This is a genomic window from Treponema denticola (genome assembly GCF_024181405.1).
Lineage (GTDB): Bacteria > Spirochaetota > Spirochaetia > Treponematales > Treponemataceae > Treponema_B > Treponema_B denticola_D.
The window spans coordinates 2045997-2070354 of the sequence record NZ_CP051302.1; the positions used below are offsets into that span (position 1 = coordinate 2045997).

The following is a 24358-nucleotide window of genomic DNA, read 5'->3' on the forward strand; positions in this document are numbered from 1 at the left end:
TATGTCATATAAACTTGATGGAGCTAAATTTCCCACACTTGAAGAACTGGTAGAAGCCCTCTACCCTATTTATTCGGATAAAATGAGTGAGGAAGAATTTAAAAAATATGCAGAAGAAAACGCCGAAAAAGACTAGGCCTTTTCCCTTGAAAAATCAATAATATTTTTTAATTTATATTCGGCAGCCGAAAACATCTTGGTCATATCCGAATAGATACCTGCATAAAAATTTAAAGATAAAATATTGCATTTGAATAGACTATCTTCAGGCCTTTCTTCCCATACAAGTTTAAACAAAATATTTACCAAAATCAGCCTTTCAGTAGATTCTTTATTAAACCAAAGCTCCCCATCCCACTCGTTTAAACCTAAATAGTTTTTTATTACTTCATCATGTACACAAAAATCCATAAAGTCCTTAACGCAATCCTTGCTTGAACCCGAATTTTCAAAAAAATTCTTCTCAGTTTCCGGCAAGCAAAATAAACGGCTCAACAAAAATAAGGAGCTTTTTGCATTTAATTCCGGAAGGCCGAAAGAGCAAAGCAGCTCGGTAAGAGCAGAATCAAGGCGGCACAGTTTAATCTTTTCTTTAGGAAAAAATTTAAACAGAGCCGATAATAAAAGGCCGGCCGTATACAAAAGCACATTCTCTTTTGTGTCAAAAACCAAAGACTTGAGAGCATTTATAAAGAGAATGTCTTGGGTTTTAAGCCTTTCGTCCTTAACATTTTCATCGATCAAAGAAGGCTCATTCGAACAAAGATATAAAAAACAATCTATAGAATTTTTAAAGCACAAAGCACGGGCCTTGTTTTTTTCTTTAATGGTTTTTAAGCTTTCTTTTTCTTCATCGGAATAAAAGGTCTTAAAAAATACTTCGTCAAAAGCATCAAGAAAATCCAATAACCTCGGGTAAAGTTTTTTCGATATATCTTCAATTGCTTCCGATACATTATCAATTGTTTCTTTTTTATAGGTACCACAATAATCCGAAATTTGATGGAACAAGTCCTTAGCGCATAAATCTTGAATAGTATTATAAAGACCGCCATACTTACATTTATTTATTTCAAATTCAATATCTTTAAAACCCCGTCCCTCTGCTTTTTGATATAGCTCCTTATAATAGCCGTCATCATCCTTAATCTCACGGATGTTTAAAAATACTTGGCATTGATAACCGTCCAAAGCTGCAAAAAAAACTTTTTCGGCAAGCTCGGAATTTTTTCTTAAAAAGAATAAGGAAGAACGCTGCTCATAAAACACCGTAAAATAGTCCTCTCCCGAATTTAAATTAAGAGAGTCCATAAGATTTTCTTGCCTTAATTCTTTTTCATTTTGCGATTTTTTTAAGGCAAAGGCCGCCGAAAGCTTAATCCAGCCCGAAGCTCTTTCATAGGCGTTATTGTAAAAAATCAACGAGCGCTCTCCGTTAAAAAAATTCGACCAAACAAAAACATTTTCGTTTACGCTTCCTTCATTCCAAAAATCAAAGAGCCTAAATTTTTCAACACCGGAAAAAATATAGCGTCTTTTTAAAAGAGGGAAAATTTCCTTTTTATGTCTTTCAAGCAGACCGGAGTTTACAGCCTCATCCTTATAAGCCCTTCTATATTCCATGCCGTACTTTTCGGTAAAGCCTTCTAGCTGACCGTGCCCGAACATGGGAAGCCCGGGCATAGCCGACATCATCGTGCAGACACCGAAGTATTTATCTCCATCCCCGAATTGGGCTACGGCAGTTTCTTCATCGGGGTTATTCATAAAATTGACATAACGCCTTAATACCTCAGGATCGAATTCGAGGGTATTTTTTATGGTTTCCCTGTATTTTGCGTTTTCTTCTTTTTTGAGCATATTCATAAAGGCGGAATTATATACGCGGTGCATTCCGAGGGTGCGGACAAAATAGCCTTCCATCATCCAAAAGGCTTCGGCAAGCAAGAGGGTGTCGGGTGCTTCTTTTGCACAGCGGTCTACAACCTCTCTCCAAAATTCTTCGGGGATTCTCCTTTCAAATTCTTCAATAGAGAGGGCATAGCGGGAACGGCTTGCAATGTCTCCGCCAGAACCGGGAGCCGGATACCATAGACGGCGAATATGTTTTTTAGCGAGAACCATGGCGGCATCAAAGCGTATTATGGGGAAATTCCTTGCAACATGGAGAATTTTTTGAATAACCTTTTCGCGGGCTTCACCGTTTAAAAAATCTATTTGAGCCGTATCGTTCCACGGGAGGCCCGTGCCGTCATTTCCATGATAAATATAACGTACATCCCCGGAAGACTTATCGACACGCTTAAAAACTACGGCACAGTCCGTCTTTGAATAGTAACCGTTTTCAAGATAAACGCTTGTTCTTCCGTCCCGGGAAAGATTTTCAGTATCGTAATTATAGGCAGGAAAAGGAGACTCCCCTGTCTGCAAAAATAGATTCGGCTCTTCCATAATCCATTTGGAATCAAGGCCCGTATGATTGGGAACCATGTCGGCCGCCATTCTGATTCCGAATTTCCAAGCTCTTTCCCGTAAATTAGCCAGAGCCGGCCAGCCGCCTAGTTCTTCTGCAATGTCATAGTCATAGATACTGTATGCACTTGCAGCAGCTTCAGGATTTCCGCAAATTTCTTTAATACGGCGGCTGGCCTCGGAACGCTGCCAAACGCCGATTAACCAAAGCCCCGTAATTCCCGAATCTGCAAAAAATTTGAGCTCTTCATCGGGGATTTGGTCCAGGCGGGTAATCGGTGCGGAATATTTTTTACTTAACTGATCCAGCCAAACCAAGGTGCTTTTTGCTATTAAAACCAAATTGGGCATCCAATTTTTATCGGGAGTAAAAGCCTCGTATTCTTTTAACAGATTTTCAAATGTGTAGACCGGAACATCAAAGCTTCCCCCTTGAGGCGGCGCCCAGCCTGCCTTTTCTTCTTCCCTTATTAAGTCCTCGGCACCCAAAAGTTTAAGCAAAAGATTTTGAGTAAAGCGGCTCCAGTTTTCTTTTACATAATTAAGCTGGCCTAAAATACTGTCGGGGCAGCGGTTCATAGGTTCTTCCAAAAAAGAAAGAATATCAAGGCCGCTTTGTTCTTTTCCTAATTGGCGTCCTATGGGCTTATTTTTTTTTGACCATCTTTTTACCGTGTCCCAAAAAATGCCGTAGGAATCTATTGTTTTCAAATTTGAATTATTAAATAAAACTTCAAACTGTGCATTTGCAGGATTTCTATTTGCAAGACAGAGTAAAATAAACTCTTCAAAGGCAAGCAATTTATTGGGTGCATTTGATGAATCGTCATTTGATTCAAACCACTCATCTAAGGAGAGCTTATCCGTGTAAACATCCTTTGGGGGAAAATCTTTACAAAACTCTTTTAATAAAAAATCAAGGCTATGAAGACTTTTATTTTTAAATTCTTCTTCGATAAATTCATATCCTCTAACAAAAAAATCGGCATCAATATTTTGACGGTAAAGCCTTAAGACATAATGAAGAACTTCATCTAAAATTCCCATCGCATTTAATTCGCCTGCTTTTAAATGAGCTTGACCTTCTCCAAAAAGGCCTTCCTTTACAAGGGAATTAAAATTAAAAACAAAATTATGAACTTCGGAAATATTTTCAAATATGACATTTCCGCATGAAGAAAAAAGAACCGACTTTAAATTACACTTTTTGCGGACATCTCCGTTAATATGAAATTCCATTTCTTGAAAAAAAAAGTCCATACTCATAGATTAAGTATAGCATTAACAAGCTTAAAACGCAAGGTTCTTTTGCAAATATGCGGATATCTGCTCCGCCTATTTGCAAAAGTCATTTCAGTGCTGAATCAGAAAGGCGGTGGTTTCAAATGTTTTCCACTTCTTCTTTGGTGAGACCGGTCATTGTACAAATTTCGGTTATAGGGTAATTATGAGTACGCATAAGTTTTGCCGTTTCAAGGGCTTTTTTGTAAGAGCCATCGGCAAAGCCTTGTTCAATACCCTGTCTATACCCCTCATTTATACATGAAGCTCTATCATGTTCATATTTCATACGGGAATCATAAAGCCATTTATCTCTAGGACTCATTTCCATTATTGTAATAGTATCATTTGCCTTTTTCATCATCGTCGATTCTTGTGCCAGCATATTACGTACCTCCCTGTCATCAGTTTCGATAAATTTCAGCCAGTTTAATAAGCGTTTTATTTTCTTATCTCTAAATTGGGAACCCTCTAACAGTCTTGCTTTTGCAAGGTCTAGTATATGAATCTCAAGTTTTGAAGCTAAAGGCTCTTTTGTATCTTGTTCAAGAACAAGATACTTATTGTGCAAACGCTTATTTTTATTAAAGCCTTTTCCTATCAAGTTTATTGTAATACACTTTGGCAGTTTTGTATAGTCTTGACCTTGTTTTATGTTTTCGTTGTACATCTTAGACCAATAATACAGGGTTCTTTCAGGAAAATCAAAATGCCAACTGTTTTGAATTTCAATGTCGACAAAGGTTCCGTCTTTTAGTCTTAATTTAATATCCAAAATACCTAGCTTTTCACTTAAAAGCTCTTTTTGAAACTCCTTATCCAAGAGCTCTAAACCTGCGATGTTCTCAGATGGAATGTCTAAGATACACTCGAGCAAGTCCTGTAAGACATCTTTGTTTTCTTCAACTCCGAAGACTCGCTTAAAGGCATAGTCGTTGCGGAGGGTGATTTTAAATAGTTTGTTCATAATTAAGCCTCGTTAATAATTTTTTTAAGGAAGAAACATTTTTCCCCTTTCATAATTATTATAGAAATTGTTTGTAATAAATAGTAAAATTTGAAAAAAAATTCGAATACAAAACCGTTGGTTGTTACCATTCCCTATAACCTCTGATGAGTCCCAATCATTAAGACACTCCTTAATTATCCTTTGCGAAGCTCAACATTTGACGTAAAGCCTGAACGGCTCCCATTGTAAAATAAAATAAATTATGTTAAACTTTTGCCGATGGGGGATAAATAAGATGAAAAAAAAGGCCTTTATTTTTTTATGTTTAAGTCTGGTACTGAATCTTTTTCTTTCTTGTGGAGGAAAAAAAGCAGCTTATGAAACAGGCAAAAGCGCCCGAGCTGAAAGTTACATAGCCGAATCCAAAAGTTCATCATCCGATTCTGCCTTTAAGGAAGATAAAAAAGAATCCGATACAGTAACTACTGCAAGTTTAGATAACGGCAATATCGAAAGAAAACTTATAAAAACAGGTTTTATAGAATTTGAAACCGAGGATATAAAAAAAACAAGGGAAACAATCGAAAACCTTGTAACAAAATATCAAGCCTATATAAGTCAAGAAGATGAACAACATTTTCAGTCTAATATTAGGCAGACAATCAGTATTAGAATACCAAAAGAAAATTTTGATAATCTTTTAAATGAGCTTACTATAGGTATTAAAAAACTTGATAATAAAAACATTACGGTTGAAGATGTTACGGAAGAATTTGTAGACGGACTTGCCCGGTTAAAGGTAAAAAAAGAAACCGAACAAACTTATTTAAAAATTCTAAGCCAAGCAAAAACGGTAAAAGACATTTTAGAAGTGCAAAACCAAATTCAAGATTTACGCTCCGATATTGAAGCTATTGAAGGCCGTTTACGTTATTTACAAAAATCCGTAAATTACAGCACCTTAAATATTTCAATGTACCAAATTATCAATAGCAGTATAGCAAGACCTTCCTTCTTTACCAAGGCCCTTAATGCCGTAAAGGAAGGAATAGGTCTTTTTAGCGATATAATTATCGGCATCCTTTATCTTTGGATATTTATACTTATAATTATAGCTGTTGCGGTAATTATCATCAAAAAAAGACGCAATAAAATAAAGGAAAAATCTTTAGATAATTAAGTATTCATCGAAATAATCAGCTCTATTTCGCCGGTAGGAAGAGGGACTTTTTCGGCTATCAGCTCTATTGAAAGGCCTTTTTTAGCCATTTCAATTATCTGTTCCTTCATTGAAGAAGTTTGGTCGGGGACAATTCCCGATTTAGGGGCCAGAATTTGTTTTGTATATATCTTAATAGGTTCGTTATCGATAGGAGGATTTTCTTTTGAAATTACGGGCTTTTTAGTTTTTGCAAAAGCATCCGGATCAAGTCCTGAAAAGGCATTAGCTTTCGCCGCCTCGGCAAGGCTTTCGTAAACCCTCTCGGCAGCGCTCCGTTTTTCTTCTTCTTTTCCCGCAAGCAATATACGCTTATCCAGCTCAAGGATAAGGCTGTTCACTTCCTTAATCTTGTCTTCCATTATTGTAACGGACTGATCGGTTTGAAAAGCAATTTGAGCAACAAGTTTTTGAGTTTCATTTTTTATATTATTGATTGAAGCCCTATCCGAAAATTGATTTTTAAACTTAAAATAAAAAAAGAAGATTAAAAAAATATTTAATACCAATAAAATAATTGCAATAACAGTCATCATCCCGAAATATCCACTCTTTGTCCCAAAGAAGGGTCTTTTATATATTCTTCATTATCTAGTTCCTGCTCGGTTTGAGCCGTGTTCTGCTTTTTAGGATGTTCTCCTCCCCTATCGTCCTCATCGGGAGACCTGCCGTCCTTATTGATTCTAAGATTATTATTACTGTCGGAATCTACAAGCTGAACGGTACTCAATCTTTTTTCTGCATCGATTTTATTTTGCTGCTGCTGGGCATCCTTTACCATAGAAGCAAGCTGCTGTTCGGCCCCTTGCTGTTTGCCGACCTTAGCCATTTGAGCATATAGAGTTTGCAGATCAATTGGTTGAATAGCCACTTGGAACCTTCTTAAAATCCTCTTCGTTCTCTTCTTGATACTTTCCGTAACGCACAATTCCCTTGTCAAGATAGAATGTAGTAGCCTTACAATCCATTCTTACATCCTCGGTGGTATCCCGTATAACTATGCGTACTCCCGGATATACATGTCCGGAAGCGGAAACCCTGCCTTGATTTTTCAACGTATTTAAATACTCTTTTATTTGGGTAATTTCTTTTTGTACTTCATGAATATCGGTTTGAAGAGTATATTTATACTCGTTCATCTTGTTATAGTTTTCTTCTTTATCTTTTGGAAGCTCTCCCCGCTTGGATTTAAGCTCTTCAAGACTCATTAGATTAAGCTTTAAATCTTCCAAGCTTTTTTGATCCATTTCCTGTTTTTGGAGCAAGAAGTTTAAGCGCTCCTTGCTTTTCGGGTCAAATCCTACACTTAACATAAGATCGTTTCCGCCTGAAACACTTCCCAAATTCCTTGCCGAAATAGATTCGGAGGCGCTTAAATTGCCGCTTATTATGTCAGCCTTCTTTCCGCGGCATATAATTTTACGGTTAGCCATTACGTTCGATTTTATAATACCGTCCGAAACAATTACCATGTCTCCGGCTTCAACAACATCGGTGTTTTGAATAAATTTAGACCAGATAGATTTGCCTGCTCTTATTACGCCGCCTTCTTTGCCCATGATACCCTGACTTACAACTATGTCTCCCTCGGTATCAAGCTCTGCCCTGCCGACCGAGCCCTTAACTTCTATATTACCGGAAGCCTTTATAACAAAGCCGTCATCTACGTTTCCGTTTACAAAGACCGAACCCAAGAATGTAATATTTCCGGTTCTGATTGAAACATCCCCTTCAACTACATAGATTTCTTGTACGGTAATCTTATTTTTGACTAAAAGAACCTGTCCGTTTACTTCTGCGACTATAGTTAAACCATCCGCAGCAATCTTTGTATTTTTGCCCACGGGCATTGCAACATCTTTTCCGTTAAGGGCCTCAAGATATTTTCCTGTAACGGTTTTCCCCGCCTTTCCTCTTTGAGCAGGAACCTTTTGAGCTACAGGCTGTCCTTCAACAACATTTTGAATAAGATTTAATTCCTTAAAATTGATTTGCCCGGAACGGGTTTCCTGCAAGCGGACCCGTGTATTATCTACCTCAAAATTATAAATAATCTTTGCATCGGCTCCGTTTTGAGGAGCTATGCCTTCCGCTACCAGATAATCTTCACGATAAACGGGAGAATCTTGGAATTGTTTGACCCTCTCTTCATTTATTCCGACTATTATTCTGTTATTCTTTAAGAATGCGATAATGGTATCTGCGGAAAGATCGACGCCTCCGGTTGTAGGGGGTGTAACATAAAGATAAGCCTTCATTTCGTCATCGCTTATGTTGACAACCATTGCAGCATCATTGCCCGGGATTCGTTTATAAGGAGCAACCCTGACATACTCTCCGGTTTTCTCCTCCAATATGGGATTAAGAATATCGTCCTCCGGAATGGGGAGAGCCCTGTCCCTAAACTTGTTTCTGGCAGCCTTTATATCGAAAGCATGGCCCGTACCTGAGGGAGCCGTTACCTTAAAGTAAATACCGTCGGCTGCACAGAAAACATACCCCATTCCGTCTTTATTAATAACAGTTCCATCTTCAATTATATCTTCGGTCTCAACCTTTTCTTCTTCGATATTTTGCGGCTTCTTTACTTTTACGGTTTCGTAGGCTCTTATCTTCCATTCTTTTGGAACTATGGCAAAAAAACCTGAAGCACCTTTTTGCAGAATCTCATAGTCTATCGATGAAACGGGCATCCCTAATTGTATAGCTGCGTTTGCAAGGGCCTCATCAAGGGTTTCTCCGCTTATATCAACAAAAAAACGCCCGGAATCCAGTTCATGCATTTCAGACATTTTTTCCTGTATTTGATTAAGCCTAACCATAATCCCCCCTATTTTATGCCCTTTGTAACATTAGAAAGCTTAGCTCTCAATTTTATATTTGCGCTTGTGTGTATCTGAGAAACTCTGGACTCGGTTACATGAAGGACTTCTCCTATTTCCCTGAGAGTCATATCCTCATAATAGTACATAATTAAAACTTTTTTCTCTCTATCAGGTAATTCTTTAATAGCTTCAACTATTACCCTCTTTATGTCTTCACGCTCTACAATCACATCGGGATTCAAAGAGGAAGGAGCTTCAATTATGTCTCCTACCGAAAACTCTTCCGAGTCATCATTAGAAAACCTTAAATCGGTCAAAGAAATAACGCTTGTTGCAGATATTTTAAGCAGTAGAGAATTATACTCTTCAATATCCAAGCCCATTGCATAGGCTATCTCTTCGTTTGAGGCGGAGCGGCCTAGACGAGCTTCCAAGTCGGCGATTGTTTCTTCAATTTCTCGGCTTTTTTGGCGTACCGATCGGGGAACCCAGTCTATAGACCTCAACTCATCAAAGATAGCTCCCCTTATTCTATTAACGGCGTAGGTATTAAATTTAACGTTTTTATCGAGATCATATTTTTCTATAGCATCCAAAAGGCCGAAAACGCCGTAACCGACTAAGTCGTCAAATTCTACATTTGTAGGCATTCCTATACCGACTTTTCCGGCGACGTATTTTACCAATGGAGCATACTTTAAAATAAAATATTCTCTGATTTTAGGATCTGAGGTTTTTTTGTATTTATCCCAAAGTTCTTCTTCAGGTATATTTTCATAATCCGTATTTGCCATTACCCACACCTTTTATTTTTTAATTTATGAATCCCTTTTAAGCACAGTACGAATAGCATTTACCATAGTATTCGTATCCATCCCTGAACCCGCTAAATCCGTTGATACATCAAATGCGGAAGTTCCTCTTTGAGTAAAGTCCATCTGATCATCTTGCTCAGGTTCATCTTCAGGTATAAAATCCTGCAAGTCGGGAAGCTCTTCCAATTCTTTTACAGTATTTTTTTCTTGTTTTTTTTCGGTTCCACTTGAAACACCGTTTTTTGATGCAGAAGCTTGTGAGTCATCCTTTATATTCTCAAAATCTTCATCGATCAAGTCAGCGTCACTCGGCTCTGTGGTACCATCCGATATCGAATCCTCATCTACCGGTTCAGCCTCTATCATATCAGATTCCGGCGCAGCTCTTTCTTCATCATCTATAAACGGCATTTCTACGGGTTCATCTATACTTATATTCAAATTTTTACCGGTTTCTGTTTTTGCCGATTCCTCAGTATTAACGGGCTGAAATAGGTCAGGAACAAAACGTTCTAAAAGAATCTGAGCCCCTAAAACAAAGCTTCCGCTTATCAAAGCGATGATAAGCGAACGCAAGAGTATCGTAGAAAAGCGTACCCCGCTTATCAGACCTAATAGGAAAGACAGAGCCAAAGCAGCTATTGTACATATAAGGGGAATTCTAAATTTTGCCACGACTCCGGTAACCTCCTAATTTTAAATTAAAAAACTTAAATCTATTCCCACTTTCTTCCAAACAGTTTTTGTAAAAAGCCGGAAAGGCCTGAATATTCATTATAATCCGTTTTTTCAAGTTTTGCAACTATGTGGCGCAAACAACTCGCCGCTTTACTTTTCGGAGCAGATATAAAGAAGGGCTTTTGCTTTAAAACAGCCTGTTCAACCGCAGGATCATTGTAAATAAAGCCTAAGTACTCGACTTTTAGGTTTAAAAACTGGGCTACTATCTGTATCATGCGTTCGGCTATTTTTTTCCCTTCAAGGGCGGAATTTACACGATTTACAACCATTTTTAGGTTTAAATCATAGTTCTCAACTTCGGTTGCGATTATTTTTATAATTCCGTAAGCATCGGTTATAGCCGTAGGTTCCGAAGTGGTAACAATAACAACCTCGTCGGCGGCGGCAACAAAGCTGAGAACGTTTTTGGAAACACCTGCACTGGTGTCGATTATTATTATATCCGCCTCTGCAAGGGTGTATAATTCTTTAATAAAATCGGACCTTTCGGCTTCTTCCATATTTGCAATCTTTGAAAAACCTGAAGCTCCGGCAACAAATTTTATTCCGTACTCCGTATCGATTATGATGTCCGACATTTTCTTTTGTTTTTTCATTACATGATAAAGATTGAATTTCGGAATTATGTTCATCATAACATTTACGTTTGCAAGGCCAAGATCCGCATCGATTACAATAACGTTTTTTCCCATCTTGGCATAAGCAATAGCCATATTTGTTGAAATATTTGTTTTTCCGACTCCGCCCTTTCCGCTGGTTACGGCAATAATCCTTGTCTTCCTTTTAGGAGGAAGGTCTGAAAGTACAGCCTTATCACTGCTGTTTTTATTTTTCATTAATGTTTTTAAATCTTCTGCCTGATCCGTCATCTTAGCTCCATACTATAGAAATTTCGTCATTGAAATTTTCATTGATATAATCCAAAGAGAACCCTGCAAGTTTTCTTAACAAAACAAGCTTGGAAGCCCGAGCTATGTCCTTGGGTACTGTTTGGCCTTCGGTTATATAGGCGACAGGAATCTCGTATTCATCCAGTACACTGATAATACTGCCCACATGAGCCGTTTCATCAAGTTTTGTAATTATAAGGCTCGAAAAATTAAAAACGGAATATTGTTTTATTATTTCGATTATGTCGGCAGCCTTAGTTACGGCACTTACTACAAGATGGGTTTCAATCCGGCCCGGCTCTATCTCATCGAAATACTTTTGCATCTCAAGTATCTTTTCGGGATCGGTCGGACTTCGCCCTGTCGTATCTATACATATAATATCGGCAGAATCCTTATATAGATCGAGATATTTGTGTAAATCTAATGGGTCGGTTGCTATGATAAGGGGGATCCCCATGTGCTCGCAGTATTTTTTTATTTGAAAGGCCGCACCTATTCTGTATTGATCGATAGTTATTACCCTCACATCAAGAGAGCGCTTTTCAAGCTTAGAAACAGCCAGAATATAGTAGGCGGCAAGTTTTGCAAGGGTTGTCGTCTTGCCTATACCTGTGGGCCCGACCAAGGCAATAAGTTTTTGCTTTTTAGATGAATCGTCATTTTCTGTTTCTTCAAGTTTTATCTGTATGGAAGAAGCTATCCAGTCAAGAACTTTTTTTTGGACAAGCTCAAAATCGTTTAATTCGGCTAAACTCAAATTTTTAGATATTTTTTCTTTTATGGAGCGGATATATTTAGCGGTAAAATCATTTTCTTCCAAAAGAGCTACAATTTTCGAAATGTTTTCATGCTCCTGGGAAGGAGAGTTCTTTAGCCTTATTTCTTCTACCAGCCTTTCAACGGTTTCTGCAAGGTTTTTAAATTCCTTAGATTCAATATCGGTTTTTATGGGAGAAGAACTTTGATTTTCAAGCTTTTCGATATAGGGCATCATCTTCGCGGCCATTTCTTCCGATTGAGCCGCAGCCAGTTTCATTATTTTTAAACGCTCTTCTGCAAGATTTGCCGGAGAATATGGTTTTATGGGAGCAACAGCTGACTTAGATTTAACTTCTTCTTCATTATTTGAGAATTTGGGAACGAAGGCTTCATTTTGAATATTGAAACTCAACCTTATCGTTTCTTTATTAAAAAGACTAAGGAAGCCTTCATTTCTTTTTACCTCGCGGCGGGTAATCATTATATTAGGCCCATACTTTTCTTGAATTTTTTGAATACACTTTTCGTATGTTGAAGCTTCCTCGACAAATGTTTCCATAATAAACTTTATACCACCCGAAGCCATTATAAAACATTTTTATAAATTTTACAATACAGATACGGGATGTTTATTTTGACCTTTTAGAGCTTATTGCATTAATAAATTTACAATTATCTTTATGAGAACGGACGGCAACTCTGATATGATTATCTCCGAGACTTTTAAAACTGCTGCAGGTTCTGATTAAGATTCCCTTTTTTTCAAAAAACTTTAAAGCATCCGTATCTTTTGCATTTAAAACTTTAAGAAGAATAAAATTGCACTGGCTTTTATAGGCTTGGAACTTTATCTCCCCTCTTGTTCCGTATTTTTCGATATTTTCAAGTAAAAAAGCTCTTTCTTTTTGAATATAGTCCTTGCTTTTTTCTATAAAATCCTCATCAAAAAAGATTGCAGGAGCAGCAGCTTCTGCAAAGGCGTTTATGTGCCAAGCTATCTCGATTTTAGAAAGAGCGGCGGCCGTATCGGTTGAAGTGCAGGCATAACCCAGACGTATCCCCGGAAGGGCAAAAAATTTGGTTGCAGCCCTTATTATACAGATATTTTTATAGCCGTCTTTCTTAAAAAGGCTGATGCTGTCATAGTCAGGCGGGCAAAACTCGTAAAAAGCCTCATCTAAAAGCAAAAAAGCACCTGTTTTTTGTACAAGAGAATAAATTTGTAAAAGAGCAGTTTTTTCTATTCTTAAGCCTGTGGGATTATTCGGATTCCCCAAGATGAGAAGGTCGCCTGACTTAAGTTTTTTTTCAAGGCCGGCAATATCGGGCAAAAAATCCGGAAGATAAGGAAGCTCTAAAACCGGTTTATTATGAACAAGAGCCCTAAATCCGTATTCCGAAAAACAAGGCGTGCATAAAACAACCCTCTTAAACATTGAACAAAAATTATCGATTATTTCTACAGCCCCGTTCCCCAAAATAATATTTTCAGGTCCGCATTTTAAATATTCGGCAGTTACCTTTTTTAGCGAGCGGTAACGGATATCGGGATAAACCAAGAGATTATTAAAAGATGCACTTAAGGCCTTTTTTAAGCCCTTAGGTGCCATTAGAGGATTTATATTACTGCTAAAATCAATTAAAACTTCGTCCTTTTTTTTATAGGACAAAACCCCGCCGTGTTCCAAACCTTACCGCCTTTTTAAAAAAGCCTATTCAAAACCGCCACAAATGGAGCCGGTTTCAAATGCTTTTTACTTCTTCTTCGCTGAGACCGGTAGCTTCTGCTATATTCTCAATCGACAGTCCCAACTGGAGTAAATTCTTTGCCGTTTCAAGTTTAGTTTGGTAAGAACCGTAGGCGAATCCTTGTTCAATACCTTTTCGATAACCCTCGCTTATACATGAAGCCCTATCATGTTCATATTTCATACGGGAATCATATAGCCATTTATCTCTAGGATTCATTTCCATTATTGTAATAGTCTCATTTGCCTTTCTCATCGTCGGAGATTCTTGTTCTAACATTTTTCTTACCTCCATGTCATCAGTTTCTATAAATTTAAGCCAGTTTAATAAGCGTTTAGCTTTATTATCTTTACATTGCCCTTCTTTTACGAACCTCGCTTTTTCAAGGTTTAATATATGAATCTCAAGTTTTGAAGCTAAAGGCTCTTTTGTATCTTGTTCTAAAACAAGATACTTGTTGTGCAAACGCTTATTTTTATCAAAGCCTTTTCCTATCAAATTTATTGTAATACATTTTGGGAGATTTGTATAGTCTTGACCTTGTTTTATGGCTTCATTGTACATTTTATACCAATAATACAAGGTTCTTTCAGGAAAATCAAAATGCCAACTGTTTTGAATTTCTATGTCGACAAAGGTCCCATCGTTTAGTCTTAACTTGATATCCAAGATACCTAATTTTTCACTTAAAAGCTCTTTCTGAAACTCTTTATCCAAGAGTTCCAAACCTGCGATTGTTTCAGGCGGAATATCCAGTATACATTCCAGTAAGTCCTGTAGTACGTCTTTGTTTTCTTCCACTCCGAAGACTCGTTTAAAAGCATAGTCGTTGCGTAGGGTGATTGTAAATGATTGATTCATATCAAACTCCATAGAAATTATTTAAAAGAGAAAAATTTTTTCCCTTCCATAATTATTATAGAAATTATTTGCAATGGATAGCAAAATTCAAATCGCCCACTTGCGGATAAGTCAAAAATAAGTTATACTAAAGCACGGTTGGAAGCCTAAAAACGGCTCAGCCGTTTTTTTTTGGTCGGGGGAAAATTATGAAATCTAAGTTTATCTTTATAACAGGCGGAGTTGTTTCATCTTTAGGCAAGGGCCTAACGGCAGCTTCTATAGGAATGCTTTTAAAAAGCCGCGGATATTCCGTAGTCAATCAAAAATTCGATCCGTATTTAAACGTAGATCCGGGTACTATGAACCCCTATCAGCACGGTGAAGTCTTTGTTACGGAAGACGGAGGCGAAACCGACCTCGATCTGGGCCACTACGAAAGATTTACCGATGTTCCCCTGCATAAATTTAACAGTACCTCAGCCGGAAAAGTCTATCTAGCCATTTTAGACAGAGAAAGAGCCGGAGGATATAACGGCGGCACCGTACAAGTTGTTCCTCATGTTACTGACGAAATCCAGTCCCGAATTCTAGGAACGGCCGAACAAACAGGAGCCGACTTTGTTATTTCCGAAATAGGCGGCACCGTGGGAGATATAGAAGCCCTCCCCTTTATCGAAGCTATCCGCCAAATCCGCTACACTGTCGGAAAAGAAAACTGCATGTTCGTTCACTTAGGCCTTTTACCCTATCTAAAAGAATGCGGCGAAATCAAAACAAAACCGATGCAGCACAGCGTAAAAGAGCTTTTAAGTTTCGGTATACAGCCGGACATTCTAATTTGCCGAAGCGAAAAACGCCTTTCAAAATCGGCACGAGAAAAACTAAGCCTTTTTTCGAACATTCCTCAAGATGCAATAATCGAAAACTTAACTGCAAAATCTATTTACGAAGTTCCGCTGATGCTGGAAGAAGCAGGCCTTGGAAAGGTTTTGTGTAAGCTTTTCAATATTGAAAATAAAGAGCCTAATCTTGAAGAATGGAAAAAAATGGTTCAAACCTACTATAAACCTGAAAAAGAAATAACCATCGCCCTTGTAGGAAAATATGTAGAGCTTCCCGATGCCTATCTCAGCGTTGCAGAGGCCTTAACGGCAGCCGGTATTTACCATAAAACCTCAATCAAACTTCTTTGGATTGACTCCAAAAAAATAGAAACTAAGGAAGATGCGGCTGCCTTTTTAAAGGATGCAGACGGAATTATAGTGCCGGGAGGTTTCGGCGACAGGGGCATCAACGGAATGCTTTTAACGGCCCAATTTGCCCGCGAAAATAAAATTCCGTATTTCGGCATCTGCTTAGGTATGCAGATTTCCGCCATCGAATATGCCTTAAACGCCCTGCACATCGAAGAAGCAAATTCTTCCGAATTCGATAAAAATGCTAAAAATCCCGTCATAGACCTAATGCCCGATCAAAAAGATGTAAAAATCGGCGGCACCCTCCGCCTAGGCCTATACAGATGTATGATAGCAGAAGGCTCTCTCGCAGAAAAGGCCTATAAATCTCACGAGATCCAAGAAAGGCACCGCCACAGATACGAGTTCAACAACCTTTACAGAGAAAAATTCGATAATTCTGATATGATTTTTTCGGGGCTAAACCCTGAACGCAACTTAGTGGAAATCGTTGAGCTAAAAAGCCATCCTTGGTTTGTCGCCGTACAATTCCATCCGGAATTTGCCTCAAGGCCCAACAAGCCCCATCCCCTGTTTAGGGATTTTATCAAGGCTGCAGTCGACAACAAAATCAACCGATAGCCTCAAAAAAAAGCCCCTTTTAAAAGGAGCCTTTCTAAAAGATTCTATTCTAAAGAGGCTTTTAACTAAAGCCGATATTAAAGCTGGGAGGCTATACGCTTATGCAGAATATTATTCTCACAACAAAAAAAATATTTAGACTCGCATTTATTTTAATTTTAATCGCGGCAAACTTTATGTCATGTAAAACCGCTCCTGCGAAAGAAGAAACTTTAATTGATCTTATAAAGGCAGGAAAATCGGAGGAATTACAAGAAAGACTTAACAGCTCTGCCATAAACATGAAGGATGAAGAGGGAAACAGTCTTTTACATATTGCCGCCGTTAAAAACGATCCTATAATTGTGCGCCTTTTGATAAACATGGATGCCGATATAGAAGCAAAAAATAACACCGGAGCAACACCTCTTGCAGCAGCTCTAAACAATTCGGCTTATGATGCCGTTAAGGTTCTGGTTGAATACAATGCAAATATATTTGCTAAAGATAATGAGGGCGAAAAGCCTTTCGATACAGCCTGTAAAAATAATGTTCCCAATTTAATTTTGACGGCTCAAACCATAAAACAAAAAGATGAAAATCAAGACACAGTCCTGCATCTTGCAGTAAAAGCGATGGATAAACAGCTTACCAAGCAAATTCTGGCTATTGCCCCCCCTGAAACCGTGTACAATAAAGAAAACTTAAGCCCGCTTGCCATAGCCTACAAACACAATAATGCTGAAGATTCAGCCGAAATTGCATCCATTCTTTTACTTGCAGGCATACAGCCAATGGGAAAGGATTTTGCTGAATTTGAAACGGCAAGCCTTGCCCGCAACTACTCAATGCGTTTTGCAGACGGAGAAACTCTGCTTCATATTTTTGCAAGAAAGGGCTATACCGGATTTTTAAAATTCTTAATTAAAAACAAGGTTCCAATAGATGTAAAGGATATCTCAAGCTCAACGGCAATGCAGGAAGCCGTTTATAACGGAAATACGGAAGCCGCTATATTGCTATTACAGGCCGGAGCCGATCCAAACAGCCGTAACTCATCCGGAAACACGGCCCTCCATTTGGTTATGCCGGAGGCCTCACGCTCAAAATTATTTAACGAGCTTATTACTGCAGGAGCCAATCCTAACCTTAAAGATAACTACGGAGAAACACCTCTTCATGTTGCTGCACGAATCGGAATGAATGACGATATCCTTGACCAGCTGTTAAAAGCCGGCGCCGACATAAATGAAAGAAATAAAAAGGGACAAACTCCTCTTATTTTGGCTATCGACAGAAATCAAACACAGCAAGTGGATTTTTTGATAAATCACGGAGCCGATATCCATGCTGAAGACAAGTCGGGCGAATCCGCCTTTGTCCGTTCCATAAACGCAGGCCTGCCCATGGTAGAGCATGTTGTTACCGAAAAAAACAGCACAGAAAGGGATTCCAACGGATCTACCCCTCTTCATTTGGCAGTCAGCCACAGGGCAAGCTCCGATATTATTTATTATCTGGTGGAAAAAAAGAGTTTAATAAATACGCGTAATAAATTGGGAAACACGCCCCTCCATATAGCTGCCGAAAAAAACTACCGCGAAGCGGGAGAAATATTGATAGCAAACAATGCAGATATATTCTATGCCAATCTAAACGGCGACAGTCCCTTAAAATTTGCCCTTACCTTACGCGAAGGCAGAGAAGATTGGATGATAAACTCCCACACAATAGGTGCCGGAGACGGAGCAGGGAACACTCCCCTTCATCTTGCTGCAGAATGGCAGATTTTACCGATGATACCTTATTTAATCGATAAGGGAGCGGATATAAATGCAAGAAATGCAAATAATGAAACGCCTATTTTTAACGCAGTCAGAACCGACAGCCCTGAGGCCGTAAAAGCCTTATTAGGTGAAGGCGTATCAAAAAAAGCCGATTTGGATGCAAGGGACTTTTTAGGAAATACGATTTTACATGCAGCTGTAAGATGGTCTGCATATAAAGCCGCCGATTTTATTTTAAGTAAGGACACGGAAGAATATGTAAGGCTTATAAATGCAAAAAATCTTGCAGGAAAGACGGTTTTACATGAAGCGGCTAAACAGGGCGAAATAAAATTCATCAATATATTTTTAAAAGCCAAGGTTGACGTAAATGCAGCCGATGAAACAGGCCGCTCCCCCTTATCCGAAGCCGTACTTGCAAATCAAACTCAAGCTATCGACCTCTTATTAAAAAATGGAGCCTCTCCCGTTCAGCAGGATATGTACGGAAGAACAGCCCTGCATGAAGCTGTAGAAATTTCGGAAGAAAGCATCATTCTTGTGCGTAATGCAGGAGGCAATCCTTTAGCCAAAGACGCCTACGGAAAAACACCTTTTAGCCTCGCTCTGAATAAAAATATAAGAACTGTAGATCTGGTACTCGGCAATGACAGTCTTTTAGCTGACACTGATGGAGACACACCTCTCCACATAGCAGTAAAGGAAAGAGTAAACCTTGATTATTTCCAAAGAATTATGAAAAAGAAATATCCCGTAAATAAACGAAATAAAAACGGAGAAACAGCTCTTTTACTTGCAATTCAAAACAGTCAAAAAGAAATAGCACGGGCACTCTTGGCAGGAGGAGCGGATCCTTTTATAGTCAACAATAAGGGAGTTTCCGCTATAACGGAGATTTTTACGCATCATCCTGACTTCACTCCTATAGCAGCCGAGTTCTCATTAAAGCAAACAGATACACTTGGAGAAGGGATGCTGCATTACGCCGCAAAATTTGCAGATGTACAAACCTTAAAAGACCTCTTGGCTCTGCCCGGTATAAAGCTTGATGTAAAAAATACGGCAGGAGAAACACCTTATCAAGTTGCCCTAAGATGGAATAGAAGCGAAATAGCAGAACTTTTAAAAACGGAATAAAAACCTTTCTAAAACTTAACAAAATTATAGAAAGTACTTAAACAAAAAGCCGCAATCTTATTTAAGATCGCGGCTTTTTTTATAATCAAAACATTACTTATCGTATTTTATCGACGTCAAGATACTGTTCAATTTTTCAGTCGGGTTTTCATACTCTCTAAAGGTAAAGTAAACATGATATCCCTTATCCGACACAATGGTAACGGTTTTACCGATACAGTTATTTACAACATTCGACTTCTCATATGGGAAGTACTTAGGCTTAAGAATAGCCAGATGATAATCTTGCCCGTCATATCTGACTTGAGCCAAACGTGCAGGGAAAGGAACTAAGAATATTAAAAAGTTATCGGTTTTACCTCCGCCCAAAGTCAAGCTCGTACCGGGTTTCATAACATGGATATTACGCCTTCCTATGTTTCTATTTTGATTTAAAACATAAATTTCCGTCATGCCGGATTTATTACGCTTTATTTCTATTGTTTCAAAGAAGTTGGCGGGAGACATATACGTCCCTCTGGGCTCCTTTGCGGCAAAAGAAGCAGCTAAGACACGCCGGCGTAAAACTTCATCATCCTGTCGTTGTGAGGCAATACGATCTAAATTATCTGCAGAATAAATAGAACCTCCGTCACCCGCAAAGTTTTTGGTTTCAGAATAGTCGGAATAGATTGATGTATTCGATGAAGCAGAATTAAAGTCATTTAAACGGTTTGCATGATCATCTTCCTCCGAGAGTTTACGAGGATACCTTTTATCCTCTTCCTGATAATTGATCTGACTGCCTGCAGCCGCATAGCGGACTTGATTGGAGGAAGAGCTTGAACCTCTTCTCCTCGTAAAGAAGACAATCAAGAATATAAGGAGAAGAAGCAAGATAAGGCCAAGAAGGATAAACCAAAGAGCATTAGAGTTTTTAAGTCTTTGGAAGCTTGTCGGGAAAACGGCTAAGGAAGTCTCCATAACCTGAGGCAAAACCCTCTTTCCCTCTGCGAATTCAAGCCTCATAATAATATTATAATTACCTTCTTTATATTCATCAGGAAGAAGGGCCGAAACTCTGATCGGCACATCCTTTTCGCTTGCCTTTATCTTTGTATTTTGTGAATCAACAGGTATTTTGCTGATATTAACGCCGTTATCAATAACAATATGAGTTAAATAAAGCTCTACATCTTCATCGGAGTTATTTGTTACCTCAAAAGAAAAAGAAAGTTTATTGCCATGAGCTTCAAGTCCCTCGTCAGGGAAATTGATTAGAGGCAGGTCTTCCGTATTGTCCGTAATTGTAAATTTTCCATTCTCATCCTTAGGAAGCTCACTGCCTGCGGCTCCCGAGGCTTCTTTAAAATCCTTTGAAACATCGGTCAGACTGCCCTGTCCTGTTCCGGTATTACCTGAGCCGCCCTGATCGGTACCGGAATTTCCTGAGGTTGAGCTGCCCCCGCTCGAAGTAGAGCCGGAAGTTCCTGAGGTTGTGCTTCCGCCGGCATAGCCGCCTCCGCTTGAAGTGGAGCCGGAATTTCCTGAAGTTGAACCTCCGCCGGCATAGCCGCCCCCGCTCGAAGTAGAGCCGGAAGTTCCTGAGGTTGTGCTTCCGCCGGCATAGCCGCCTCCGCTCGAAGTAGAACCGGAAGTTCCTGAAGTCGAACTTCCTCCGGTTGAGCCGCCGGCCCCTTGAGAGCCCGAACTACCGCTGCCTGTTCCGGCATATCCGCCACCGGGATTATAAAATTCTTTGCCGTCCAATCCTCGTATTACGGCATCGGCAGGATAAGGTAGTTTAACATAATAGACCTTCCAGCCTTTTTTTCTTATACTCCCCGCAAGAAGCCCTATTTCATTTTTTATCTGATCATCGGTATAATTTTTATAAGGACTTGATTCGGGCGGGTTGAAAATTCCATCCGAAATTATAATCAATATTTTTTCTTTTGTATCGGGTAAATTCGAACCGTATTGGCGGGCATATTGAAGACCGGTTAAAAAGTCCGAGCTTTTTCCCAACTGGTATAAAAGCAAAAACCTTGAAACAACTCGGGACATATCCTTTTCGCTGTTAATTTTTTGCGACATTTCGTAACGGGCATCTGCACTAAAGGATAAAACATGAACCGTATCGCCCTTCCTTACAAATTTATCGTTAATTTCAGACAAAACACGATTATTAATGTCTTCATAATATGGAAGGATAGTTCCTGACGTATCCATTAAGATTACAATTTCAGCATTTGTCTTGGCAGTATTTTGAGCAGAAACAGGTATAAAAAGAACAAACAAAAACAAACACAGAGAAACTCTTTTAAACATTTTTTTCCTCCTTCGGGATGCAGTTAGAAGACTTGCATCTCCAAATAAAGATTTGCAAGTCTCAATCAAATTATTTCAAATCCGCGATAGAAATATCTATAATCTTATAGCTCCTTTTTTCGTCATTTACTTCAAATTCAACCTCTTCTCCTTTTTTATGGTTAAACAATCCGTTTCCTAAGGGAGACATATAAGAAATTATTCCGTTTGCGGGATCCGATTCCCACGGTCCTAAAATTGTATACTCTTCTTCTTGATTTGTCAAATTGTTTAGAATTTTTACCTTGCTGCCGAAGTAAACCTTTTTTGCTGTGGCAGTTGTAGGATCAAAAATCTGAGCTCTGTCAAGTTCATCCTGTAATCTGGTCAAGGCATTTCCTAAGCGGGTTTGTTCTTCTTTTGCAGCCTTATATTCGGCATTTTCCCGCAAGTCTCCGAGCGAAAGAGCAAAACCGATGTCTTTTGCATTTTGCGGAATTTTGACATCCCTGATTTCGATAAGTTCTTTGTTTTTAAGATCGAGCATCTTTGCCGTAACGATCAAGCCGTGAACCGTAACACTCTTTTCTTCAATATCAAAGAATTTAAAGTCCTTATGTTTTTCAACAATTTTAGCTCTAATATTCATCTTAATTACCGGATCAAGATCTTTTATATCATCGATAAGGGTATAAAGCCTGGTTATTGTATCTACATCGCTTTCCATTATAAAGTTTTGCAAAAGCTCATCCTTACCGAATAGGATTGTATGTACTTGATGATTGATTTTTCGGTTTTCGGTTGTATTTCTTCTCGATGCAATTTCACGATATGTAATATCAAGAATATGAATAAGCACTATGAGCTGCTGTTCTACGCTGATACCGAGTTCCTTAAACCATTCTTCTTCCTGAATATTTTTAAAGAACCAAATAACGGCACTTCTGTATATGCGGTAGTTTTCAAAACAATCCTTTACCAAATTCTTTACATCATCGGTAGAGCCGGCTTCTATCAGAGCATCCAAGATTTCGGAAGATAAAACCGTGGGGAATAGTCTGGTATATTCTTTTTCCCAATTGGGAATAAGATTTTTTATGTACTTTAAGAATTTCTGACGAAGGGTTTGACCCTTTATCGAAACCTTATCCTTTATTTGAGAATATACCTCCATCGGATCTTCGATGCGGCTATAAAGCTCTGCAAAATTATATTGCTTTACGGCCGAGATCTGTTGCTTGTCTGCAATAAATTCTTTAACAAGAATATAGGCACAAATAACCAGCTCATTTACCTGGCTGAAGGCTTTTAGGAAGCCTTCAAAATAATCAAGCATTTCGCGGAAGGTATCGGATTCGTCATCGCAAGCCTCCGAGGCATCATAGGCATTAAGAAGCTCAATTCTGGCAAAAAAGTTCTTTTGAGCCTTAAATTCGTTTGAAAGCTTTTCTTCGGCGGCAATTGGACGCTCTCTTACGCTGTAAAAGTCTATATTATCCGGATTGATACCAAACATTGGATTTTCTTTTAAGACTTTTCTAGCCTTTGTATTCCAGCTGGTCCACTCACCTGCCGTTAAAAGTGACGGAACAAGTTCCTGCTTAATCCTTTTCATGTCGCAGTTATTGTCAAAACTCTTTATTATAGTCTTCAATGCCCATTCGGGATCACTCTTTATTTTTTTTGTAAGAATTTCCTTGCTGACAGTAGATTTTAATACCCAGATATGTTCCCTGTCCAATGTTTGGAGGGCGGTAATACCCATTTTGAGGCTCATGCTATGTCCGCGTTTTTTTGCAAAGTCTATAACCAGGTCATCATCTTTAATTGAGGCAATGCGACCTACACCCCATGTGCGGTGGAAGACAAAGGAACCCGTATCAAAAGAAATATGTTTTTCAAAGTCGGCAATAGCATCAAATACGGGGCGCCAAGGCTGGCTCAAGTCCGAAACCTTAATACATTCTGCAAGCTGGCTGTGATCTTTGTACTTATTTTTAAAGCATTCGATAATTTCTTCCCTTGCCCAGTTATCTTTTTCATCATAAGAAAGAATAAGCTTTAAAATATCGATACAAATATTCCAGTTTTCATTTCCCCTGTAATATTGGTAAACATCCTGCATCAATATGGAATTGCGGCTGTTATCCATGACACCGGTAATCTTAGCCTGTATACGGAAGAAGAAGTCAATCTCATCGGGGATTAAGGTGACAAGTTTTGACCATATTTCTTTTACACCGTTTATTTGCTTGCGGTTTATAAAGCGGTACAAGGCTTTTTTATAATATTCTATAGATTTTTCCCTATTTCCGTCTTTTTCATATTTTTCGGCTAAAAGTTTGGCAACCTCGGCTTCATCATAATCAACCTTAACCAAGCGTTCCCAAATATCATAAAGGTCTTCACTTCCCGCAGCCTTATAGCATTCAGCCAATGTACGGAGGGCAAATTTGGATTCTCCGTATTCGAGAACCTTTTTACAAAGATATTCAACTATTTGTGTCCTGTGGTTGTCGGTAAATATTCCGATTAGGCTTACAACATTTGAATCATCCAAAAGCTGATTTGAAAGAGAAATTATACTTGAAATATAAAGAGCTATTATACTGTTTTTTGTATGTGTTAAATGTTCATCACATATTTGTTTGATTTCGTCCACAACATTTTCTTTTTTTGCTGTAGATACTAATTTATATAGATCTTCAAAATTCTTTGTTGTGTAGTTGCCTATAGCTGCTCTGGTCCATTTTTCTTCATTGAGCATCTCTATCAGTTGTTTTTGTATATCAGCCATAAATCC

At 38.6% G+C, this 24358-nt stretch carries 17 protein-coding genes; 4 read left to right on the forward strand and 13 right to left on the reverse strand.

Features of this window, described 5'->3' with window-relative positions:
* Nucleotide 1 precedes the first annotated feature (1 nt).
* On the forward strand, nucleotides 2-136 hold the full coding sequence (locus tag HGJ18_RS12795) for a hypothetical protein (RefSeq protein WP_002673521.1): 135 nt from the start codon (nucleotides 2-4) through the stop codon (nucleotides 134-136).
* Here HGJ18_RS12795 and HGJ18_RS09570 read toward each other — a convergent pair.
* Together HGJ18_RS09570 and HGJ18_RS09575 are read right to left on the reverse strand one after the other, a co-directional pair.
* A complete protein-coding gene (locus HGJ18_RS09570; RefSeq protein WP_366793031.1) occupies nucleotides 133-3738 on the reverse strand; it encodes an alpha-amylase family glycosyl hydrolase in 3606 nt (1201 codons plus the stop codon). The genes HGJ18_RS12795 and HGJ18_RS09570 overlap by 4 nt on opposite strands.
* A gap of 115 nt (nucleotides 3739-3853) precedes the next feature.
* Nucleotides 3854-4720 carry an Rpn family recombination-promoting nuclease/putative transposase gene (locus tag HGJ18_RS09575; RefSeq protein WP_253696154.1) on the reverse strand — a complete coding sequence of 289 codons (867 nt, stop codon included), beginning with the start codon at nucleotides 4718-4720 and terminating at the stop codon, nucleotides 3854-3856.
* A gap of 277 nt (nucleotides 4721-4997) precedes the next feature.
* Between HGJ18_RS09575 and HGJ18_RS09580 the strand changes: the two genes are divergently transcribed.
* Complete coding sequence (locus HGJ18_RS09580) at nucleotides 4998-5882, forward strand: DUF4349 domain-containing protein (protein WP_253696155.1); 885 nt, start codon at nucleotides 4998-5000, stop codon at nucleotides 5880-5882.
* Here the strand turns inward: HGJ18_RS09580 and HGJ18_RS09585 are convergent.
* From HGJ18_RS09585 to HGJ18_RS09625, 9 genes are all read right to left on the reverse strand, one after another.
* Nucleotides 5879-6457, reverse strand: coding sequence for a hypothetical protein (locus HGJ18_RS09585; protein WP_253696156.1), 579 nt, complete (start codon nucleotides 6455-6457; stop codon nucleotides 5879-5881). The genes HGJ18_RS09580 and HGJ18_RS09585 overlap by 4 nt on opposite strands.
* A complete protein-coding gene (locus tag HGJ18_RS09590) occupies nucleotides 6454-6792 on the reverse strand; it encodes a hypothetical protein (protein ID WP_253696157.1) in 339 nt (112 codons plus the stop codon). The genes HGJ18_RS09585 and HGJ18_RS09590 overlap by 4 nt, the downstream gene beginning before the upstream one ends.
* Entirely contained in the window at nucleotides 6773-8743 is a 1971-nt protein-coding gene (locus tag HGJ18_RS09595; RefSeq protein ID WP_010689387.1) for a FapA family protein, read from the reverse strand. Before HGJ18_RS09595 ends, HGJ18_RS09590 begins: the two co-directional genes overlap by 20 nt.
* An 8-nt stretch (nucleotides 8744-8751) precedes the next feature.
* Nucleotides 8752-9540 (reverse strand): RNA polymerase sigma factor WhiG, encoded by a 789-nt coding sequence (gene whiG / locus HGJ18_RS09600; protein WP_002667112.1) that lies wholly within the window; start codon nucleotides 9538-9540, stop codon nucleotides 8752-8754.
* A gap of 24 nt (nucleotides 9541-9564) precedes the next feature.
* Nucleotides 9565-10236, reverse strand: a complete 672-nt coding sequence (locus HGJ18_RS09605) for a YndM family protein (RefSeq protein WP_253696158.1) — start codon at nucleotides 10234-10236, stop codon at nucleotides 9565-9567.
* A gap of 41 nt (nucleotides 10237-10277) precedes the next feature.
* A complete protein-coding gene (locus HGJ18_RS09610) occupies nucleotides 10278-11171 on the reverse strand; it encodes a MinD/ParA family protein (RefSeq protein ID WP_253690458.1) in 894 nt (297 codons plus the stop codon).
* A gap of 1 nt (nucleotide 11172) precedes the next feature.
* On the reverse strand, nucleotides 11173-12513 hold the full coding sequence (gene flhF, locus HGJ18_RS09615; protein ID WP_253696159.1) for a flagellar biosynthesis GTPase FlhF: 1341 nt from the start codon (nucleotides 12511-12513) through the stop codon (nucleotides 11173-11175).
* Nucleotides 12514-12583: 70 nt separating this feature from the next.
* The gene (locus HGJ18_RS09620; protein ID WP_366793037.1) at nucleotides 12584-13642 is read right to left on the reverse strand and encodes a pyridoxal phosphate-dependent aminotransferase; all 1059 of its coding nucleotides are present in this window, start codon (nucleotides 13640-13642) and stop codon (nucleotides 12584-12586) included.
* A 55-nt stretch (nucleotides 13643-13697) separates the two neighbouring features.
* Nucleotides 13698-14564, reverse strand: coding sequence for an Rpn family recombination-promoting nuclease/putative transposase (locus HGJ18_RS09625; protein ID WP_253696161.1), 867 nt, complete (start codon nucleotides 14562-14564; stop codon nucleotides 13698-13700).
* 188 nt (nucleotides 14565-14752) lie between these two features.
* Here HGJ18_RS09625 and pyrG point away from each other — a divergent pair, with 188 nt between their 5' ends.
* Both pyrG and HGJ18_RS09635 read left to right on the forward strand, forming a co-directional pair.
* Nucleotides 14753-16363: a CTP synthase gene (gene pyrG, locus HGJ18_RS09630; RefSeq protein ID WP_253696162.1), complete on the forward strand. Its 1611-nt coding sequence runs from the start codon at nucleotides 14753-14755 to the stop codon at nucleotides 16361-16363.
* Nucleotides 16364-16464: 101 nt separating this feature from the next.
* Nucleotides 16465-19266, forward strand: coding sequence for an ankyrin repeat domain-containing protein (locus HGJ18_RS09635; protein WP_253696163.1), 2802 nt, complete (start codon nucleotides 16465-16467; stop codon nucleotides 19264-19266).
* 93 nt (nucleotides 19267-19359) lie between these two features.
* Here the strand turns inward: HGJ18_RS09635 and HGJ18_RS09640 are convergent, their stop codons facing one another.
* Entirely contained in the window at nucleotides 19360-21576 is a 2217-nt protein-coding gene (locus HGJ18_RS09640) for a vWA domain-containing protein (protein WP_253696164.1), read from the reverse strand.
* 70 nt (nucleotides 21577-21646) lie between these two features.
* Entirely contained in the window at nucleotides 21647-24352 is a 2706-nt protein-coding gene (greA, locus tag HGJ18_RS09645) for a transcription elongation factor GreA (RefSeq protein WP_253696165.1), read from the reverse strand.
* Between the last annotated feature and the right edge of the window lie 6 nt (nucleotides 24353-24358).

Bases quoted from the DNA above. Each gene is read 5' to 3' on its own strand.
- HGJ18_RS12795 (WP_002673521.1), top strand. From the start codon at position 2: ATGTCATATAAACTTGATGGAGCTAAATTTCCCACACTTGAAGAACTG.
- HGJ18_RS09570 (WP_366793031.1), bottom strand. From the start codon at position 3,738: ATGAGTATGGACTTTTTTTTTCAAGAAATGGAATTTCATATTAACGGA.
- HGJ18_RS09575 (WP_253696154.1), bottom strand. From the start codon at position 4,720: ATGAACAAACTATTTAAAATCACCCTCCGCAACGACTATGCCTTTAAG.
- HGJ18_RS09580 (WP_253696155.1), top strand. From the start codon at position 4,998: ATGAAAAAAAAGGCCTTTATTTTTTTATGTTTAAGTCTGGTACTGAAT.
- HGJ18_RS09585 (WP_253696156.1), bottom strand. From the start codon at position 6,457: ATGATGACTGTTATTGCAATTATTTTATTGGTATTAAATATTTTTTTA.
- HGJ18_RS09595 (WP_010689387.1), bottom strand. From the start codon at position 8,743: ATGGTTAGGCTTAATCAAATACAGGAAAAAATGTCTGAAATGCATGAA.
- whiG (WP_002667112.1), bottom strand. From the start codon at position 9,540: ATGGCAAATACGGATTATGAAAATATACCTGAAGAAGAACTTTGGGAT.
- HGJ18_RS09610 (WP_253690458.1), bottom strand. From the start codon at position 11,171: ATGACGGATCAGGCAGAAGATTTAAAAACATTAATGAAAAATAAAAAC.
- flhF (WP_253696159.1), bottom strand. From the start codon at position 12,513: ATGGAAACATTTGTCGAGGAAGCTTCAACATACGAAAAGTGTATTCAA.
- HGJ18_RS09625 (WP_253696161.1), bottom strand. From the start codon at position 14,564: ATGAATCAATCATTTACAATCACCCTACGCAACGACTATGCTTTTAAA.
- pyrG (WP_253696162.1), top strand. From the start codon at position 14,753: ATGAAATCTAAGTTTATCTTTATAACAGGCGGAGTTGTTTCATCTTTA.
- HGJ18_RS09635 (WP_253696163.1), top strand. From the start codon at position 16,465: ATGCAGAATATTATTCTCACAACAAAAAAAATATTTAGACTCGCATTT.
- HGJ18_RS09640 (WP_253696164.1), bottom strand. From the start codon at position 21,576: ATGTTTAAAAGAGTTTCTCTGTGTTTGTTTTTGTTTGTTCTTTTTATA.
- greA (WP_253696165.1), bottom strand. From the start codon at position 24,352: ATGGCTGATATACAAAAACAACTGATAGAGATGCTCAATGAAGAAAAA.